This window comes from Candidatus Poriferisodalis sp. (assembly GCF_965221945.1).
Classification (GTDB): Bacteria; Actinomycetota; Acidimicrobiia; order Acidimicrobiales; family Poriferisodalaceae; genus Poriferisodalis.
Genome location: NZ_OZ244925.1, coordinates 3,517,292 through 3,536,118 on the forward strand (window position 1 = coordinate 3,517,292; position 18,827 = coordinate 3,536,118).

Genomic DNA, 18,827 nt, shown 5'->3' on the forward strand with positions numbered 1-18,827 from the left:
AACTGTGCGGCGAACTCCTAGCTCTCCACTCCAGGTGCCGCGACTGAACTCGACTCGAAGATCCGCACCTGCGACGAAGCGTTGAGCTTCTCGTCCCGGCCGATAGCCGAATCAGCCTCAGCGGTGCCTGCCGCAGGCGATGGCGTGTCGGGATCGTCGATGAAGCCGGTCGCCACATCAACTACCCCGGCTGTCGCCACCTCAGTCCTGTCGGTGTCGGGATCGTCCTTGAAGATCTGATCCTTGCCTCCAGCAGTGGTGACGACATCGCGTTCGTTGGGCAGCTGATCCACATCCGTCACCCACAGCCCATACCGCAACTGCGTCGTCGGCGTCGCAACGACGGGAGTAGACCCACCCGTGTCGGCGCCGCCACCGCTAGTCGTGAGCATCGTGCCGGTGACTTCCTCATAGGCAGTACGAGCTGCTGCCAACTCGGTAGCACTGGATGCACCGTCGTCGTCGGCGTCGAGGCTGACGTTGGTCCGATCGAGCGTTGCCGCGAACACATCGAAGAACAGGGCCGTCTCGTGGATCATGTCGACATAGCCGTTGAAGTTCGTCTCGATGCCTACCGTTGACCGACCTGTCACTTCGCCGTCCACGCGAGCCGACGTGACTACGTCTGCGGAGAAGTCGTCAACCTCACGGTCAACTTGGTGCTCGACCTGCCTGGTCAGATCAACGATCGACATCTTGTTGTTGACGCTCTTGCCGCATGGCTTGCTGGCGGTCACCTCAGTGGTGTTATTGAACGCCTCGAACATGCTGCTGAAGCCGCTGTGGTCGTTCAGTGCGGCGACGAAATCGTCGTAGTAGACGGTGCCGTCGTTGATCCGCGCGCTTACGACCTTGTCGCGGCTGTTGACTCGCACGTCGATGTCGATCTCGTTGTCCTTGTCCCAGGTGCTGGCCTTGTCGACGACGAAGCTCCAGTCGTTGCCGGCCGCGCCCGCCGCCGCGCCCTCGGGCAGCGCCGTGATCCACAGGTTCGAGCCTGCACCGGCAACCTCGTCCTTGATCTTGACTTCCATGTGACGGACGTGATGGACGTTGCTCATCCGCACCGAAGTGATCCTCGGATTCACGGGCGGCAGCACTGCGGTTACCGAAACCGAACGGTTGCGGTTGCCCGCAGCGTCTTCGAACACGGCGTTCTTGACAGTGATGCGGTCCCGCCGCTCCAAGAGCATCTGCTCGCTGTCTTCATTTTCGCCGAGCAGCGCGGTGAAGCCAGTACTGATACTGCCCTCGATGCTCGCGATCTCGTTGTCGCCGCTGGCGTCGAGCACGATGTCGATGATGGACTTGTCGTCGTCGCTGTCCGCGAACTCGAACATCCTGTTGCCTTTGCCGTCACGGGTGTTTTGCACGAAGTGACTTGGGTAGTAGTTCAGGTAGGCCGGGTCCGGCCTGTCGCTGACGTGCACCCTGAATCCCGGCTGTCCGACGAGCGCTTCGATGCTCACTGCGGGCCGTGTCGTGTCCGCCTCAGCCTGAACTGTCTCCGACGTCGGCACAACAGTCCGCTGATCCTCGGAATCACCGAGCTTGATGTTGGACGCAACGATGGAAACGGTGTCGCCGACCTTCAGCGACGCACCCGCGAGCAATGTCACCTCGATCACGTCCAAAGCGCACCGGTCATCGCCGCCGCCCGCATGCCGGATCGGCTTGTGAGGCGTGGCGAAACCCGTCACGTCGACATCGAGTTGGCCCAGTCGTGCCGGCACGCCGTTGATCTCGAGCAGGTCTCGGATCTTGGTCTCGACGTCATTCGTCGCGATGTCGTCGCTGAAGTGCAGCCAGAACTGCTGCCCCGGATCATCGGGAGCGACCTTTGCGGGGTTGCGCGCCGACAGCGGGTGCACCTCACTTTCGGAGCCGCTGATCTGGACTGTCAACTGGTCATCGGACTCAGCGATAGCCGTCGCGGCGTCCATCACGCTGTCACTCACCGCTGCGGTGCCGCCGATGGCGACAATGCTCAGGTTGATCTTGTTGCCGTTTTCGTACTCCGAAGGAGTGGTTGCAAGGTAATCCCGCACCGACGCTGGCAGCGTGTCTCCGACGACCAGGATCGGGACTAGGTCGCCGCTGTTGGCATACGTGCTCGACAGCACCGGCGCAGCGGTGATGCCGTCAGGCAGTGCGTCTCGGTGCACCAGCGCAACGGTGTCCTCGGATACCGGAGCGAGGTCGTCGCTGCAGTCGCCGGTCATCAGCTCAGCGAGGGCAACAGAGGTGGCCGCCGGAGTGTCGCCGGCAATGCGCGTCACTATGTCGACACCGCTGTCAGTGAGCGCTGCCTCGACGTCTTCGGAGACGCTGCCGGTGCCGCCCACGATCACGACCTGCTCGACATCCTCGGATTCGATGAAGTCTGTCGTGGCTGTCGGCATTTCGTCGGCTGCGGTCATCAGCACCGGCAGCTGCAGTCGGTGAGCGATCGGGCCGGCAATGACGGCATTGATCAACTCTTCGCTCTCGCCGCTCACCAGCAGCGCCGCGACCTCGTCGCCGCCGCACCAAGAAGCCGAACCTCCCAGCTGCGAGGCGATCGCAGCGGCGGTGGCATACCGGTCGGCGCCCTCGATGCGAGACACGTCGGGCTCGTTGGCAAGAGCCTCCATGTCCTCAAGGACCGAGTCGGCGACAGCTGCGCTGCCGCCCAGGACGTGGATTCTCTCCACGCCGTAGTCCTCGATGAAGTCGGCTACGCCGCCGTGCAGGCTGTCGGCCGGTGTCAACAGCACGGGGGCGTCCATGAAGCTCGCAAGGCCCGACACCGAAACGGCATCGACCAGCGAGGAGCCCGAAGCGACGAATGCGGTCGAGATGCCGCCCAGGCCGCCGCGGCCCGTCGCGAAATTCTCTGCGAGGCGAAGTGCTGTGTCGTAACGATCACGGCCGCCGAACTCACGCACCATCGGCGTATCGGCGTCGTCGTCGTGATCTACGAGCGCTTCGCTAGATGTGTTTGCGGCTTGTGCAGGAGAGCCCGCCACGACCGCAAGCACCGATGCCATGAGCATCGCCGCCAGGATCGCCGCCAGGGAACGCCTGCCCCGCCGCTTATGAGTAGTGTTCAAGGTTCTGTTGCTCCCTGTTCAGCTCCGACGGCCCGCAAACGGGCCACGAGACGGGTGCAAAGCACAGGTCTAGGACTCACAAACGCGAAGGCATTCGCGGGCGTTCCCCGACAAATGACCCGGGCCTTTTGAGGTCGGCTGGGGCACACTGCGGGGAACGGCGCAGCGCCGTGTTGCGACAGTCGGAGTCCGGTCGGCTCAGCGCGTGCTGTGCGTGGCTGCGGCTATGGGTGCAGGGCGAACGGGTTGAGGAATTGGCGGCCCCACAAGCGTTCGCGGTCGGCCTGGGACAGTTGCGCGGCGTCGCAGACGTCTTGCCAGTGCTCGGTGATCGTGTCGATGTGGCTGTCGATGATGGCTTGGGCTTCGTGGCTGTCGAGGTGATAGATGTGGGCGTGCTCGGCGCAGCGGGCGGCTTGGCTGAGGCGTTCGCCGTTGGGGCCATAGGCCATTGCCTGGTGGGCCTCGCCTCCTGTGCGTTGTTGGGGGCAGATGTCGTATGCGGGTGTGAGGGTGAGCTCGCGGCCGTTCCAGAAGGCGGAGTGGTTCTTGGCGTGGTCGTCGGTGTTGCTGACGAAGATGTTGAACACGATCCGGGAGAACAGCTCCCGCAGGGTCGCGTCGGGGGAACCGAACCGGGCTCGGATCGAGTCGGCGAGTGCGGCATATGTCGCGTAGCGGCCGGCGATTCCGTGGGCGTCGTGGAGGTCCAAGATGGTCAGCGCAGAGATCATCATCCGGCGTTTGCGCGGCGGTGAGCGGTCGAAGCGGCGCACGAGCAGCACGTCACGGCCGGCGGCGGCGGCGAACTCGACCCGGGCGGTGTCGATCCCCGCGCGGCGGGCGAGTTCCATCGCGATGTACTCGGCCTTCACGACGGGGTAGGTGTCGCGAGAAGACGTGAACTTGGCGATCACGCCTGTGCGTTGGTCGCGCAGTGCGACCTTGGGACGCGCACCGCCGATCGAGGTGCCGTCCAGCAGCGCCCGCTCCAGTGCGGGCGGCAGCGGCTGGCCGTCTTCGACGCGCTGTGCGGCCTCGGCGAGCTGGCCGAGATCGGCGCCTTCGCCGCTTCGAGGGGTGTACTCGGTCGCGCTCGCCTGGAAGTCGAGCGCGCCAGCTCGGTCCGAGCCTGATTCGAGCAGGTACGCGAGCTCGGACAGATCGGTGTCCGACGCCCGCAGCCGGTACTCGATCACTCGACGTCCCCATGCGTCGGGCGCGGCATCGGCGATGCACCCCGGCAGCGTTCCCGAGGTGGGCGCGATCTCGCCGCTGCGCAAGGGCAGATCCGGCAGGTACAGCGCGATCGCGTCGGGATTGGCCAGGTAGCTGCGCCCGTAGGTGAAGGTCACCGCGCCGCTGCCGTGATCGTCGAGACGCCCGGCGACGACGGCCTCGTCTGCGTCCGGAAGCCATACCCAGACATACACCGTTGCGGGGTGCTGCATCGGTTCAGAAGTCGTCGTCGACTGCACGGCGGCGCGTTCGGGCGGGCAGCACAGCGAGACGCGCGTCGACCAGCTCTGCCTCCCGGGCACGCACCGACGCGTCATGGCTGAACAGACGCACGCCGACTAGCGCGGCCGCTTCGAACGCTGTCCCCAGCGCTACGGTTGGGTCGCCTCGCTCGACCTTTCGCATCGTGACCTCACTGGTGCCGACGCGCTCAGCGAGATCCGCGAGAGTCCACCTGCGCTCCCGCCGACCGAGCGCCACGCGGCGCCCGAGCAGTCGGGCAGCTTCCAACGTGACCTTGCTCCGCGGCCCCTTCGCTTCCATGGTCGATATTATAATATGGTTTACAGGTATTGACCATCGGTAAATTACGTATTCTGCCAGCGACGGCCGACGTTCCCCGCCGGATCGGGGCTCAGCAGGTCCTGCGGGCTGATGGCGGGGATCGGCGATCGCTCGTAGTCCCTCAGGTTCCGTGTGACGATGCATCGGGCGCCGCACGCACGAGCGGCTGCCACCTGCAGAGCGTCCTCGAAGTCGTCCATCGGGAGCCCGGCGGCGTACCGAACCGAATCGGTGTCTGTAGTGGCGACGCTGACGAACGCAACGAGCTCAGTCACGAAGTCGCGCGTCCGGATATCTCCCTGCACGGGCGCGACGAGGTAGTACAGGTTCGATACCGAATGCCACGCGATGGCGGCCCGTTCGAAGCCCAGCTCGATCCGCTCGAGCACCTCGACTGCGGCCGCCGCGTGCGGATCGCGGTCGAGAGCGACATCGATGAGCACATCGGTGTCCAGCAGGATCATCGAAGGTACTTGCCGGCCAAAGCCGCATATCGGGCATCATCCCGCTCCGCTGGACTGAACCGGCCACGCCAACGCGACGCAAACGACGGCTCGCCTTCGTCAATGACCTCGCGCAAGGACATCTCGATCAGCGACGACAACGACACGCCCTGCGCACGCGCGTGGCGCTTCGCCGCGGGAACGAGGTTCGAATCGACAGTGATGGTGAGCTTCTGCTTCATTGCTGACCGCGCCTTGCCTGGATGTCGGCACAGCATATACGGCATCGTTGACTACGTACACGTATATCGCTCCTCGGCACATGATGCCGTGGCTTGCGCTGGAGTAGGTAACCGCCGTGCAGCGGACGTGGGATTGCAGCCCACAAGTGAGCACAGACGCGAGGAGCCCCGGGGCCGAAACCCCGGGGCTCCCTCTCAGTTTTGGCTGTCCCGATCGGGCGGGCAGGCCACCCGACCGTTCAGTTCAACTGTGCAGCTAGCTCCTACTCGGGAGCGTCGACGGCGCTGCTGCGTCCGATGCGGACTTGCGACGCAGCGTTCTTCTCGTCGTTGTCAGCGACGGGTGCGTAGCCAGTAGCGATCGCCGCAACAGCGGCCGCTTGCTCATCGGTATCCGTATTCGGGTCGTCCGAAACAGCGTCGGCACCAGCCGCCGTGGTCACGAGGTCACGCACCTGCGGCAGCGCTGCTGCGTTGTTGGTGATCGCCTCGTCGCGCACGGTGGTCTTCGGGCCAACGAACGTCTCCGGGCTGCCCAAGGTAAGGGCGGTGGTCACCGCAGCGGTGTCAGCCAGGCCGTTGTCACGGTCGACGACGTCCTTGACGATGTCCTCAAGCAGCCCAGTGTCGGTAACAGTCTGCACGTAGCCGTTGACTTCGGCTGTGTCACGGCCAGCAATCATGATGGCGCTGATCGTCGAACGGGCGGCGGCACGCAACATGCTGAACGAGCTCGCCGCTGCCGGGGTGGTACGTCCGGTCGGAAACACACGCGCGCGCCGCTACCACTGGGTCGAGGACCGTGCCGAGAGCTGACCAATGCTGAGCAGTTGAGCAGCAACCCGGTTCCCGCTTCGATGCGGGACACGATCGTGGCTTTCTGGCCGACATCGCCTATTGACAGCCCTCGTGATCTGGTCGGCAAAGCGCTAGGAGGGTGGTCGGCAATTGGGGTGTGTTGTGCGTGCGCGGTTGTGTGACCGGTGGTGGTGGTCGGGTTGCCCCGGGTTGTGGGTTCGGGCCGGGGTGAGGCGTATCTGACTCTTCGCGACGGATCGAGTTGGGATTCAGGCCGTATCCGATGGTCGCTGGCGGGTTGTGGTTGGTGAGGGTAGTCGGCGGGTTCATCGCTGGCTCCGGTGCCAGGCTCGGCGTTGTTCGTCGGCGATTCGCATGCCGTGGGTGCGGGCTGCGCGGATGGTGTCGCCGCGGCCGTCGTGTTCGTCGTTGGGGGTGACGTAGCCGATCGCTTCGTGCAGCCGGACGCTGTTGTGGTGGACCCGGACGCGTTCGAGTTCGGCGGCGAGCACGGCCGGGTCGGTGATCGTGGTCAGGTGTGGGTGCTCGCGTTTGACGTGGCCCCACAGCGACTCGATCCACGCCTGGTCGGTCGGGGTCGACGGGCGACCGAAGTGTTGGGCGATCGAGCACAGCGCCATGAACCGGCGGGTCTCGTTGGCGTGCATCTCGGTCCCGTTGTCCGAGACCGCCAGCAGCAACGGCGCCTGGTCGCCGTCGGGGAGCGCGGTGTCGGGGTCGGTGAGGCGGGCTCGGAGCTCGTCGGTGAGCAGTCCCTCGTTGTCGAGCCCGCGGCTGAACAGGACCCGGGCGGCGACCGAGTCCGGGTTGGCGGTGAGGCGGGTCGAGATCCACTTGCGGGACACGAGGTCGACAATCGCGTACGCGTGCTTGGCGGCGACGCAGCGTTCGAACTGGGAGCCGTCCCAGCACCACAGCTGGTTCGGGTGCCACTCACACCAGTGCGGCCACGGCGTCTTCACGGTCCGTGCCGGTCGTGGAGCTCCTTGCAGGGCAAGGCCGTGACGGGCCAGCACCCGATCGACGGTCGACGGCGACGCCCACACCCGTTGCTCGTAGGAGCCGCGGTGAGCGAGCTTGCGATGCGACCGGTCCACGTCGCCCCACTCGTCGAACAACGCCAAGATCTCAGCCTCCTCCCACTCCAAGAGCCCGTGGATCGGGTTCCCGCCCGGGCGGGCGTCATCGAGCCCGCCCCCGGCTCGGCGCTGCTGCCACCGCCACGCCCGACCCCGGTCCAGCTCGACCACCGCGCACGCCCGGTTCAGCGTCCAGCCGGCATCGACCGCATCGTCGATCAAGGACAGCAACGCCGCCTTGGCGGTCCCATCGACACGGGCGGGAACCGGACCGCTCATCCCGGGCGCGATTTTCCCCGCAGCACCGCCAACTCGACGGCCTGCTCGACCACCGTCGCCTGGAGCCGGTCGACCTCGGCCCCCAACGCCGCGGCCTCCGACGCCTCCTGGCGAGACTGACGCGGCCGGCCCGGCCTCGACGCCCCCAGCGCCGCGATCGCTCCATCGCGGGCAACCGCTCGCAGCCGGGTGATCACCGACCGATCCACCCCAGCCTCGGCTGCCGCGTCGGCCTGGGAGATCTGCCCCGTCAGCATCCCCAGCCACAAGTCGTACTTCTGCTCTGCTGTCAGCATCCGCTTCGGCTTCCGCGGTGTCGATGTCATCGTTGACGGCCTCCACAATCAAGGCCAGCAACCATCTCAGATGCAGTCTGAAAGAACCAGGATCCCGTCGCGCGAAGTCAGACGCACCACAGGGGGTGGGCGCGGGTGTGTTACCCGATGATGCCCAGGCGGCCGGCTCGGTCGAGGTTGAGGGCGGCGATTCGCAGGTCGAGCCACAGGTTGGCTTTGTCGAGGCCGCGCCAGGGGACGCGTTTGGTGCGGGACTTGATCTGGGCGATCTTGCGTTCGGCCTGGGATCGCAGTCGGTATCTGGCGAGGAATTCGGGTTCGTGGCGTTGTGCTCTTGCGGGGGCGAGGAGTTCTTCGTATGGGTTGATCTCGATGATGCGGCCGCCGTCGCGTGTGGTGCATCGGGGCTTGAGCTCGCACGCTGAGCAGTCCGTTGCTGCGAACCGCGCCTGGCGCCGTTTGTCGCCGTTCGGCGGCGGGATGGGTGCGGTGTTGCCTTGCGGGCAGGTGATCGTGGCGGTTTCGATGTCGATGTCGAAGTCGGCTTTGGTGAGCATGCCTTCGCGGGCCGGGATCGGCGCGGCGGGCGCGACCAGGTCGATGCCTCGGTCGGCCATCGCCTGACGGGTGAGCCCCGATCCGTAGTGGGTGTCGGCGATGATCTCGGCGACCGGGACCGGGTCGGCGTCGATGAGGTCACCGATCACCGCGGCGTCGTGGGCGGTCGCGAGCGTCGCGGTCGCTGAGGTGATCAGGTCCGAGTCCACATCCGCGGACACGTGCAGCTTGTAGCCGTCGTAGCGGTCGGTGCGCGAACGGTGCCCGTGCCGGGCGTCGGGATCGACTGTGGAGATGACCCGGCCCGGGGCCACCCGCTGAGCTATCCGTGCCGTTTCGACACCGTCACCATCGGCGACCAACTCGATGTCCTGGCCCGCCACGACCCCCAACAGCTCGACTGCCGCTGCCAGGCCGGGATCGTCGAAACCGGCACAGAACCCCACCACGGTCTCGGCGTCGCCGAACAGCTCCGCGACCAAAGCAGCCCGCGCGCACGGATCAGCCCACATGATCTGCGGCTTGGCCCCCCGGCCGTAGTCGTCGCGCGACAACAGCCCCACCAACTCCGCTGCGGCATCGGCGTCGACCGCTGCCAGCGCCCCGAGGCAGCTGCGGACCCCGCAGCGGATCAAGGTGATCGTGTCCTGGGTCAGCACGCAGTCCGCCACACCGGTCGAGTCCATCGTGCGACGATGGCCGATCACCCCGGCGCGTCTGGCAGCGATCTTGACCCGATCCCCCAAGAAAGACTCCATCCCGGCGCGCACCAGCCGCGCCCGGAACTCCACCAGCACCACATGCGCGATCCCGCGATGCTCCAACGGCAAACCCAACGCCGCTTTCCACGACATATCGAACCGCGAACGCCGCTCAGCCTCACGATCGGACACGCCATAGAACAACTGCAACAACAACAACGCCGCCACCACCGACGGCGGATGCGACGGCCGGCCCCGGCCCGACGCATACAACGCATCAAAATCCGCGTCGCAGAACAGCTCCCCCCGAGCCTGCCCCAACGACACCAAGAATCCCTCAGAGTCGAGCAGATCGCCCACCATCACCCCGACATCAAAAATCGAACCCTGACCATCAGCCGAAACACGCACCCCACCATCATCCGCGATCACAACCCCCAACACGAGGACCCACACCCAGACTTTCCGACCACCCTCCTAGGGCTTATCGACTCAATTGCTTGATGGGAAGACGCCGGCACCCCAGACGTGACGGTCTCAGGCGACGCGTCGGCACCCGGGAGCCAAAGCGCACGTTCCTCGTATTGTGTGAGGGCGAGAAGACAGAGCCGGGTTACCTAGCGGCCCTGCGAAGACTCCCAGATGTCAAGGATGTCGCAGAAGTCGAAATCCGGGTGGACACATCTCACGCCGGAGATGCGCCGCTGACCCTCGTTCAGGCCGCGATCGATCTCAAGAACCGCAACGACGAGATTGACGAAGTGTGGTGTCTGTATCGACGTCGAGGCCCCGGACCCTCACCCGAATCTAGTTCAAGCACGGGCTCTGGCGCAGACGAACAACGTGCGCGTTGCAATCTCAAACCCTTGCTTCGAAATCTGGCTTGTTATGCACTTCAAGCCCCATACGAGGTGGCTGAGCACGGCCGAAGCCGTCCGGCGTCGTCGCGAATGCGATGGCAGCACCGGGAAAGAAGTCGACGGAACTCTCTACATGGCAGACCGATGGGTGGCGGCAGCGCATGCTCGTCGTCTGCGAGACAAGCATGTCGACGAGGCAACTCTATTTCCTGACGACAACCCGTCTTCGGGCATGTTCGAGCTATTGGAAGCCATCGAGCAGCGCAGCGCCACCCATAGCGCTTCCTCGATGCCCGGCAGGACGGGAAGTTCGATGGGTCCTTGACCGAGGACGTTGCGGTCGTTCACGCTCTGGCCAGCAGCTCACGCGCAGCGCGCTGCGAGCGTTCGTCTTCTGACTCCAACAGGTCGACTGCGACGACCGGGGCGGGTGCGACTCGCTGGCCGGCCTCGAAAGGCCAGTCATCGTCGTTGACCACCCGCAGGCGGACATTGGGCCTGTCTGAATCCGCATCAAGAGCGAAGCGATCGGCCAGTTCGGCGACTCGTGATTCCGGCACATATGCCTCGGACTGGTCGCTGACCACGAGGTCGACGTGGTGGTCGCTCACAGCGCTGACCCCGCTCGCGACCAAGCTGGGGTGCGAGAGCATCTCTGAGCGAACGCCTGGATGGGCATAGAACCATCGGCTCTGGGCTCGGCTCGACAGGCGTTTGGCGAGTGGTTCGAGCCCGATCTGCAGCCGCTTCTTGGCCCGTGACCGGTCGACTGGCGATCCTCGCACAGCGTCCCGGTTGGCCAGCGCCAACACGTTCCAGGCTGACGATGGGCTCCACGGTCGGCCGGACTCGGGCCGAGCGCGTGCAAATCGCTGGATCTCAGCACGGTCAAGCACCCATGATCGTCCGATGCGGTGACCGCCCAGCTGACCTGCGGCCACCATCTGGTGGACGCGACGAGGACTGACCCCCAACTGTGCCGCAGTTTCGGCTACGCCCACAGGTTCCATATCATAAATATACGTATATCAGCAGTGTTTTGCAATCAGGGCTTGTCAGCCCTCGAACTCAGTAACGCAAGAAGCCCCGGGGCTCCTCGTTGTTGGTCTTTGCCGACCCGGTGGGCAGGCCACTGGCTGCAATCTCGGCATCAACGCCCTTCTCTGGAGATCGCCGAAAACGAAATACGGGGAGCGGCTTCCGCCGCCCCCCGGGTGTTTCATACAGGCAGTCCAGCGATAGCCGACCGCCTGGGGACCTGATGGCTGCTGTCCCCACTATCGCCTGCCACTAGGACGGAAGTCGCTTTGCCCTTGTTGGCGGGCTCGGCCCGAGGCCGGCGCAGGGTGCGGCGCTTGACAGGGGTCGGTCAGCTGCGACCGGAGCGCACCATGAGGTCGAGGGTGCGCTGGATCTGGGCCATGCGACGGGCCTCGTCCGCAGCGCCGAGATCGGCCAGAAGGCGACGATGGTGTCGCGCATCGAGACAGGAACCCGCTTGCCGGCTTGGCCGATCCAGGCCTCCTCGACGTACTTCGGCACGTTCGCCGCCTCGACCACAGCACGCGTCACACCACGATGGAATGCGACCGCGTACTTGATGTTGAGGCTCTTGACCTCATCGGGGTCCAGCTGACGCTGGTCAAGAAGCCGTCAGGCAGCCGCTCGTGGGTCGCTCGGGTCTACGTCGACGGCAAGCGTCGCGAGATCGGAATCGGCGCCTACCCCGCGGTCAGCCTCGATGACGCCGGCCAACGAACCGCCCGGATTCGTGCCGAGGCTGCTGCGGTCGACCGTTCCGAACTGGCGCTGCACGAGCACATTGCCTCCAACGCGGCAGGCGAGGGCATCGAGGCTGTGCTGCCGCCGATGCCTCGCATCCGCAACCACCAACGGGCTCGACTGCACCGTCCACGGCTTCCGCTCGTCGTTCAAGACGTGGGTCATCGAGACCACCTCCACGCCATGGGCTGTCGGCGAAGCGGCTCTGGCTCACGTCGTGGGCAACATCACCGAGGCCGCTTACGTCCGCAGCGACCTGTTCGAGCAGCGCCGAGAGCTTATGGCCGCCGGGGTCGACTTCAGTGCACCGAGACGCCGATGATCAGCGTGAGGCACCCGGCGGAGGGAAGATTGTTGAATCTTCTCTCAGAATCCGGCGATTTCCGTTCGGGCAGCCGAAGATTGCACAATCTTCTCTCTGAATCTCGGATCACTAGCTCAGTTCGGCCGAGGAGCACCGAGATGGTCGCTGGGGAAGGTGCACACGCCCGTGCCGCAACGCAGAACTGCCCTCCGATGAGACGGAGGGCAGTTCTCACTCTTGGCGGTCCGCGTCAGCGACGCCTCGGGACGGCGGCACCGGCGAGCAAAGCGTCTTGGTCCTCTTCGTTGATCTCCCCCAGGTTGAAGAGATGCCTGACGAGCGCTGACCGGCTGACGTCAAGATCGTCCGCGACTGCGCTGATGCCTTCGTGCGTGTTGATCGCGCCATGAGCCCAGGCGATAGCGGGCTTCAGCCGGCCCGGCGGCATCAGCAACCACGCTGCGAAAGCGTTGGCGCGCCTCTCAATTTGAATTGGCGCCCATGGGCCGCTGGCGATTGCCAAGCGGGCGCCGTACGAGCGGTCATGCAGCAAGTGACACAGCTCATGGGCGAGCGTGAACCGCCGGGCTCGCGGATCGGCTGCCGACCAATGGCTCCTGTTCAGGACGATCGTCGGCGTGTGTTTGTCGCTGACGAACGACACGGCGCGCACCTCGGTGTCATTCAGCGCGATCTCTTCCACGCGTACACGCCAATCTGCCAGCCACGCCTCAAGAGTCGAATCGGAGACCGCGACATCGCTTCTGTCGAGCGCATCGAGCAGTTCTTCGGCCAAGTCGTACCCGTGTTGCCACGGAGGCTGGGTGGAATCGAGTGGTTCCGGGTAGACGAATTCGGCGAGGCCGTCGACAGGCTCCGCTTCGTAAGCCGCCAACAAGAGACCTGCAAGCGACTTGGCGTCTGTGTCGTCGATCGTGGGGCTGGTCGACCCGAAGAGCAGGGCCGCAGTACAGCTCCCTTCGACGACGACCTCCGAGGATCCATGCACGCCAAAGGCCGCGTCGAACGCCTTCTTCGCCGAACTGCTGGCCATCGAGTGGGCGAATTCTTCGACGCGGCGCCAGCGCTGCACCATCTGATCCTTAGAGTCTCCGAGCTTCGCGAGCCATGCGATGCGTTCGGGGGCCCGCTGCTGCGAACGAAGGGCTCTGACCGACTCGACAAGCGCCCAGCACCGCTCCGAGTGCGGGATTTGAGCGTGCAGCCACTCGGCCGCCGACGTCAGAACCTCATGGAGCGGATGCGCTACGGCCGATGGACTCAGGCAGTCGGTGCCTTCGGGGGACATGAAATGCACATCTTCTGCCCCTGGCAGTGGGTTTGCGGTCCACGAGACTTCGACTTGGTCTCGGTACCGCCGAAATCGTACGTCGGGAAAAATCCCACCTTGGCGAGCGGCGCGCAGAGTGTGCCGTTCCCTCCAGTCGAACTGTTGCTCGAACTCGTCGAGTTGGTTGTCGTCGGCTTCTGTTGCGTTGGCCGACGCCGATGCGATTCCAGAGACATCTGACGCAGTCCGAATTCCACATCTGCCGGCGGGCGGACGCTCCTCGTGAAACAGCGGGTCCCAGTTCTCGCTGAGCCATTCGAGCAGCGGCAAGAGGTACCAGTGGCAAGACCTCAATTCCTCGCCTTGGTCGATGTGGGCGCACAAGTTTCTTCCCCGGACCCACAGCTGGAATGCTCCCCAGCTCTCGGCCAGGTCCGGAGTTGCTGCTTCGCCATCGTCGGGGTCGCGGTGAAACGCAAGTCGAGCTGCGAACAACGACGTGTCGCCGGCGAATCGCTCCCATCGCATGCTCATCACCGAAGCCCTCTAGCGCCTTCCTGCGCGATTGATAGTGCTCCGTCTCACAAGGCGCTGCCGTATCCAGCTTCTGCGTATCTTCTCAGGAACGTCGTCCCATTCAACCGGAAAGCCATGCCAGAGGTCGTGGGTTCCGTCGTGGCAATGTGCGCAATAGGGCAGTTGGCCATCAGTCGCGTTCCGCTTTTGACCATCTTGCACACTGTTCTGCAGCAACTGCTGTGCGTGCTGAGCATCGAAGTGCTGAGGGCACCGTGTCCCTCTGCGACCAGGGGAAGCTGGGTGGTGCTTAGGGTTGGACTTGTAGCGCACCGGTCTCCTCCGGACAGGACGCCACGGTAACGCGGACGGGGCCAGCCAAGCCATGAATTTGACTCAGGGTGGCCCGACTGCGATCGGTGCCGAGCGGCGGCGCACCTGGGCCTGATTCCCAGCGTGCTCCGAAACGCTTCGCGCCGCCCGCCGTTGAATGGCCCGACCGGCAGCGAATCCTCGCCGGCGCATACGGCGCTCTGGCTGGCTGCAGCGTCTAGCCGACCAGCTCGCTGGCGCATGCAGAGCGAGTCCCTAGCGCCGCAACGAGCAGCGATGTCGAGGCCGCCTACGTCCGCAGCGACCTGTTCGAGCAGCGCCGAGAGCTCATGGCCGCCTGGGCCGACTTCAGTGCACCGAGACGCCGATGAACTCGTGAGTCGCTAGCTCACTCGCTCGCTTGCACGGCAGTAAGTCAGTCCTGACGCAGGACTGCCCTCCGATGAGACGGAGGGCAGTTCTCACTCTTGGCGGTCACCCGCCAAAACGGCTATGGATGTCAGCCTCCGGTCGGGCTGAAGCAGAGCGCTCCCGTCTCTGCGATTGGCTGTGTGAGCAGACCGACGAATCGCTGGCGGAGTACGTCATGTCGTACTTGAGCCCGGTGCCGCTGCCCGAACTGGAACGCCTAGCGGCTTTGGGGAAACCCGTGCCCGGGTCAGCTTCAAGAAGCCGAACAGCTCCGCGTTCCCGCTCTGACAGCTGAGATTCGGCGCGCTCGTTGCGCGGTTCAGGTGAACAGGTCGGTGAGCCGGCTCAACCAGCCCGCCTCGACGGCTGCGACCTTCACAACGATGAACACAGCCGCTGCGGTCACCCACCTGCGGTCCGTCTTGCGCTGCTGGGCGGCGAAGTTTCTGGCTCCGGCCGCGAGCTTGCGCGAGAGGATCGATGACCGATTCGCCGATCAGGACCTTGTCACCGATCTGGCGGAAGAGTTCGGTGTGCCGAGCTATGCGGTCGAGCATCAGGTCGAGAACCACGGCATCGCCCAACTGGCCGCCTGCGGGCTCCAAAACGCCCCCGTGAGCACGGAAAAAGCGCGCCGCGGCGCACCCTCCGGTGGCCTAGGCTCGACCCAAGTGCAATGAGGGATTTCCCGTATTGCGCGGCCGGGGGTCAACCCGTACCCTTGACAGTTGCCGTGTCACAGAGCGAACTCTGCCGCGGTTCTACTTGTCAGGCGGGAGATCGGTGCCACGAGGCCCCGTGCCCGGACACCAATATCCCAATAATTCCAAGCAGGAGGCTCGGAACCTTGACTATTCGAACGAAGCGGCGGGGCAGGCGCTCCCTCGCTGCGATTGCAGCAGCGTTGCTCATGGCATCGGTGCTCGCGGTCGTAGCAGGCTCCCCAGCCCAAGCCGCAAACACATCCGGCGAGGCGCTGGTCGACACGAACGACGACGGCGTCGATGACGCCCGTGAGTTCGGCGGTCGCGACCGCTATGACACGGCGAACCGCCTCGCTGCCAACTTCGGCAAGGCCGAGGGCCTGGGCAATGTGCCGGTGGCCTTCGTGGCTTCCGGCTACATGCTGGTGGATGCGATCTCGGTTGCCGGTCTCGCCGGCTTCCTCGACGCACCCGTGCTGCTGACACCTTCTGACAGCCTCAACGGCAGCGTTGCCGACTTCATCGAGGACTACGGCGTGCAGACCGTCTACGTGCTGGGCGGCTCCAATGCTGTGGCCGACTCGGTGCTGGAAGACATCGAATCGCTGGCGAACTCGCCCACGGCCACTCGCATCTACGGCGACGACCGGTACGCGACGGCTGCTGAGGTGGCCTCGCGACTGGGTGGCGGCGCTGCATGGTGCGGCGGCGCGGAAGCCGCGGCGATCCTCGCGAACGGCGGCGACGTGTCGCTGGCGTACGCGATGGCGGTCAGCCCGGTGGCGAACCGCCTGCAGCTGCCGCTGCTGCTCACCGCTGCAGATGAGCTGCCTACGGCTACCGCAGACTTCATCGAAGATCAGGACATCGAGCATGTCGTGATCATGGGCGGCGAGTCCAGCGTGTCCGACGGTGTGTCGGCAGCGCTGACCTCCTCAGGTGTCGACACGGTCACTCGCATCCCCGGTGACACGCCCGCGGCCGCATCGGCTGCGCTGGCGAAGCTGGCCACCAACGGCTGCCAGGCCGACTTGGGCGTGGTGTCGAGCGACACCGTGGCGCTGGTCGCCGAGAGCGGCCTGCCTGACGGCGTGGCCGCATCGCCGGTGCTGGCGTCGAGCTACCAGAACGGCGCCTTGGTGCCGATGCTGGTCGTGGGCGACGAGTTGCCCGCTTCGGTGAGCGACTACCTCGCTGCGACACCGGAACTGGACGGTACCAACAAGCTGCACCTGAACATTGTTGCCATCGGCGGAACTGGTGCGGTGAGCTCAAGCGTCATGGACGCTGCGCTTGCTGCGGCAGCCTCCGCTGATGCACTCAGCGTGCAGATCACCAGCGACGAACTGGTGGAGGGCAGCACCACGGAGCACAAGCCACCGCAAATCGGTGATACCAGCGTTGTGCTGCGGTTCAGCGACAACATCGAGGACGACCCAGATCCCGCTGCCAACCCGTCTGTGGGGCCCCTGACTAACCTGATCCGCGACAACTTGGAGATCAACGGAGCACCGGCCCGGCTTATCACTACGGCTGCTGCCGTCACGCGTGGCGAAGGTGGAACCGGAACCGCGGCCTGCGTCCCTGACACTGTCACGGTAACGCTTGCCTCCGCACTCAAGGCTGGCGATGTGGTCTCGCTTGCGGCCGGCGCGAAGTTCGGCGCTAACAAGGACCTTCGAACGGTTGCTGGTGCCGAGGTCAAAGTGCCCGCTGCGGCGCGCGACACCAAGGCACCCGTCGTGAGTGTCGTCGCCATTGTCGGCTCCACCACAGTTGTTCGCGTGCAGTTCACCGAGACGGACCTCGATCCCCTCAACGGGAACGACGTGGTTGCGGCCGATGAAATCGTGATCACCAGCACGGTTACGAAGACCGCGACCACCGTCGATAGCACCACCGGTGCTATCGCGTTGGCCGACGACGGCGATGTGGACGGCGATGATGTCTTTGCGGTCGGCGACCGGATCACCGTCAAGAGCGGTGCCTTGGTTGACATGACTGGCAACAAGAGCCGTGCTCGCACCTTCTCGGTGCTGGCCGCTCAGGCGAGCCCGCGGATCACTGCGGTCACCATGAGCGACATGGTGCACACGGCGCAGGCGACTGCGTCAGTGCCGGAAGCCATCTCTGAGGAGACTCCGAACAACACTGCTGATGACGACATCACGATCAAGGCCAAGAAGGGTGGCGCCGCTGACGGTGCCGTTGGCAATGGCTGGACCATCGCGTTCGACAGGGCAACGAGCTGGAAGGCTGACCCGAAGGCCACAGTCGACATCGACGTGCGGGTGAACGCTAAGGACCGGCTGGTGTCGGTGCGGTTCAACGCCGGCAATGCCAAGTTCGCCGACCTGAAGGCGGCGCTGGAAGGCAATAGCGCTTTCGACGCCATGTTCGACGTGAACCTGCCTGCCGATGCGACTGGTGCATGCGGCGCTACAGCCAACAACCCGCTGCAGATCGCCGGGTTTACCCGTGGCGTTAGCGATGCCACCGGAGGCGGCATGACGGCAGTTGCGATTGAGGTCAGGTTCAACACCTATGCGGCAAGCATCGACCCAGTCACTGAACTGGGCAACGATGTCTTCGCACAGGTCGTCAACCGGTACAACGCCAACCCGGCCAACACTGATCTGACGTCGCCGTTTGCGGCTGCCGTCGCCGATGTTGGCACCACGCGGATCGCAGCGTCGTTGGTCAACAATGCAATTGGCACCCCCGGCACTGATGGGGATGTTGTTGCGATCACCGGCCCGGCAACCTCGGCCCGCTATGAGATGGTGACCGACAGGGCAGACCTGCTGCCCAAGGTCCGAGATTTGGTGACCACTGCGGCTGGTTATGACGACAGTGCCACTGGTGCTGATCAGACCATTGACAATGCAGCTTCGGTCGCTACTGGTTATGCCGCCGACGTCCCGAGCACGACCAAGAGCCAAGAGGACAAGAACGCTGGCTCACAGGTCCGCATCGGCCAGAGCAGCAGCGTCAAGGCGCCTGACTTCAAGTAGGCACCTGCTGCACAGTTGATCTGAACCGCCGGGCGGCTTGCTCGCCTGACCGGTACAGCCCAAACTGAGAGGGACCCCGGGGTATCAAGCCCCGGGGTCCTTCGCGTCTACGCCCCGGTTGACGCGGCCCAGACCACCCAGATCTGCACACAGCGAATGCCACGGCGCGCCCGCCAGCGCATCGTCGGCGAATGTGCCACCCGCGGAGCGGCAATGGGCGTACCCTTGCAGGGCAGACATCACCCGCGCCTCAGTAATTGAGGCGTGCCAGCGTGTGTTCCCCGTGAACGTGGCACGCGG

Annotated in this window: 17 protein-coding genes and 2 pseudogenes; 6 read left to right on the forward strand and 13 right to left on the reverse strand. The window is 65.0% G+C overall.

The genetic code is table 11. The features are described from left to right. Positions 1-17 precede the first annotated feature (17 nt). From ACOQPH_RS16625 to ACOQPH_RS16650, 6 genes are all read right to left on the reverse strand, one after another. Positions 18-3,092 carry a cell wall-binding repeat-containing protein gene (locus tag ACOQPH_RS16625; protein ID WP_420622427.1) on the reverse strand — a complete coding sequence of 1,025 codons (3,075 nt, stop codon included), beginning with the start codon at positions 3,090-3,092 and terminating at the stop codon, positions 18-20. 224 nt (positions 3,093-3,316) lie between these two features. Continuing rightward, positions 3,317-4,570 carry a type II toxin-antitoxin system HipA family toxin gene (locus ACOQPH_RS16630; RefSeq protein ID WP_420622428.1) on the reverse strand — a complete coding sequence of 418 codons (1,254 nt, stop codon included), beginning with the start codon at positions 4,568-4,570 and terminating at the stop codon, positions 3,317-3,319. Next, entirely contained in the window at positions 4,548-4,874 is a 327-nt protein-coding gene (locus ACOQPH_RS16635; RefSeq protein ID WP_420622429.1) for a helix-turn-helix transcriptional regulator, read from the reverse strand. Before ACOQPH_RS16635 ends, ACOQPH_RS16630 begins: the two co-directional genes overlap by 23 nt. Positions 4,875-4,918: 44 nt before the next feature. Next, entirely contained in the window at positions 4,919-5,359 is a 441-nt protein-coding gene (locus tag ACOQPH_RS16640) for a type II toxin-antitoxin system VapC family toxin (RefSeq protein WP_420622430.1), read from the reverse strand. Beyond that, positions 5,356-5,580: a DUF6364 family protein gene (locus ACOQPH_RS16645; protein ID WP_419551530.1), complete on the reverse strand. Its 225-nt coding sequence runs from the start codon at positions 5,578-5,580 to the stop codon at positions 5,356-5,358. Before ACOQPH_RS16645 ends, ACOQPH_RS16640 begins: the two co-directional genes overlap by 4 nt. Positions 5,581-5,843: 263 nt before the next feature. Further along, positions 5,844-6,263, reverse strand: a complete 420-nt coding sequence (locus ACOQPH_RS16650) for a hypothetical protein (RefSeq protein ID WP_420622431.1) — start codon at positions 6,261-6,263, stop codon at positions 5,844-5,846. On the opposite strand from ACOQPH_RS16650, the gene ACOQPH_RS16655 reads away from it, so the two are divergent. Beyond that, a complete protein-coding gene (locus tag ACOQPH_RS16655) occupies positions 6,262-6,396 on the forward strand; it encodes a hypothetical protein (RefSeq protein WP_420622433.1) in 135 nt (44 codons plus the stop codon). The genes ACOQPH_RS16650 and ACOQPH_RS16655 overlap by 2 nt on opposite strands. Before the next feature lie 308 nt (positions 6,397-6,704). On the opposite strand, the gene ACOQPH_RS16660 is transcribed toward ACOQPH_RS16655, so the two are convergent. The 3 genes from ACOQPH_RS16660 to ACOQPH_RS16670 form a co-directional block, all read right to left on the reverse strand. Further along, positions 6,705-7,757, reverse strand: coding sequence for an integrase core domain-containing protein (locus tag ACOQPH_RS16660; protein ID WP_420622434.1), 1,053 nt, complete (start codon positions 7,755-7,757; stop codon positions 6,705-6,707). Beyond that, the gene (locus tag ACOQPH_RS16665; RefSeq protein WP_420621172.1) at positions 7,754-8,053 is read right to left on the reverse strand and encodes a helix-turn-helix domain-containing protein; all 300 of its coding nucleotides are present in this window, start codon (positions 8,051-8,053) and stop codon (positions 7,754-7,756) included. The genes ACOQPH_RS16660 and ACOQPH_RS16665 overlap by 4 nt, the downstream gene beginning before the upstream one ends. A 140-nt stretch (positions 8,054-8,193) precedes the next feature. Then, positions 8,194-9,723: a transposase gene (locus ACOQPH_RS16670; protein WP_420622435.1), complete on the reverse strand. Its 1,530-nt coding sequence runs from the start codon at positions 9,721-9,723 to the stop codon at positions 8,194-8,196. Positions 9,724-9,815: 92 nt separating this feature from the next. Between ACOQPH_RS16670 and ACOQPH_RS16675 the strand changes: the two are divergent. Both ACOQPH_RS16675 and ACOQPH_RS16680 read left to right on the forward strand, forming a co-directional pair. Then, positions 9,816-10,019 (forward strand): annotated as a pseudogene (locus ACOQPH_RS16675) (hypothetical protein); the annotation flags it as partial. Between the two features lie 46 nt (positions 10,020-10,065). Next, complete coding sequence (locus ACOQPH_RS16680; protein WP_420622437.1) at positions 10,066-10,497, forward strand: RloB family protein; 432 nt, start codon at positions 10,066-10,068, stop codon at positions 10,495-10,497. Positions 10,498-10,516: 19 nt separating this feature from the next. Here the strand turns inward: ACOQPH_RS16680 and ACOQPH_RS16685 are convergent, their stop codons facing one another. Then, positions 10,517-11,182, reverse strand: coding sequence for a helix-turn-helix domain-containing protein (locus ACOQPH_RS16685; RefSeq protein ID WP_420622438.1), 666 nt, complete (start codon positions 11,180-11,182; stop codon positions 10,517-10,519). Positions 11,183-11,750: 568 nt separating this feature from the next. Between ACOQPH_RS16685 and ACOQPH_RS16690 the strand changes: the two are divergent. Beyond that, a pseudogene (locus ACOQPH_RS16690) lies at positions 11,751-11,897 on the forward strand (hypothetical protein); the annotation flags it as partial. Here ACOQPH_RS16690 and ACOQPH_RS16695 read toward each other — a convergent pair. Together ACOQPH_RS16695 and ACOQPH_RS16700 are read right to left on the reverse strand one after the other, a co-directional pair. Then, complete coding sequence (locus tag ACOQPH_RS16695; RefSeq protein WP_420624394.1) at positions 11,826-12,119, reverse strand: hypothetical protein; 294 nt, start codon at positions 12,117-12,119, stop codon at positions 11,826-11,828. The pseudogene ACOQPH_RS16690 and the gene ACOQPH_RS16695 sit on opposite strands and share 72 nt — an antisense overlap. Before the next feature lie 389 nt (positions 12,120-12,508). Beyond that, positions 12,509-14,083: an ImmA/IrrE family metallo-endopeptidase gene (locus tag ACOQPH_RS16700; RefSeq protein WP_420622439.1), complete on the reverse strand. Its 1,575-nt coding sequence runs from the start codon at positions 14,081-14,083 to the stop codon at positions 12,509-12,511. Positions 14,084-15,144: 1,061 nt separating this feature from the next. Between ACOQPH_RS16700 and ACOQPH_RS16705 the strand changes: the two genes are divergently transcribed. Together ACOQPH_RS16705 and ACOQPH_RS16710 are read left to right on the forward strand one after the other, a co-directional pair. Then, the gene (locus ACOQPH_RS16705) at positions 15,145-15,489 is read left to right on the forward strand and encodes a hypothetical protein (protein ID WP_420622440.1); all 345 of its coding nucleotides are present in this window, start codon (positions 15,145-15,147) and stop codon (positions 15,487-15,489) included. Positions 15,490-15,542: 53 nt separating this feature from the next. Then, positions 15,543-18,527 (forward strand): cell wall-binding repeat-containing protein, encoded by a 2,985-nt coding sequence (locus ACOQPH_RS16710; RefSeq protein WP_420622441.1) that lies wholly within the window; start codon positions 15,543-15,545, stop codon positions 18,525-18,527. 84 nt (positions 18,528-18,611) lie between these two features. Here ACOQPH_RS16710 and ACOQPH_RS16715 read toward each other — a convergent pair whose 3' ends face one another. After that, the gene (locus tag ACOQPH_RS16715; protein ID WP_420622442.1) at positions 18,612-18,767 is read right to left on the reverse strand and encodes a hypothetical protein; all 156 of its coding nucleotides are present in this window, start codon (positions 18,765-18,767) and stop codon (positions 18,612-18,614) included. Positions 18,768-18,827 lie beyond the last annotated feature (60 nt).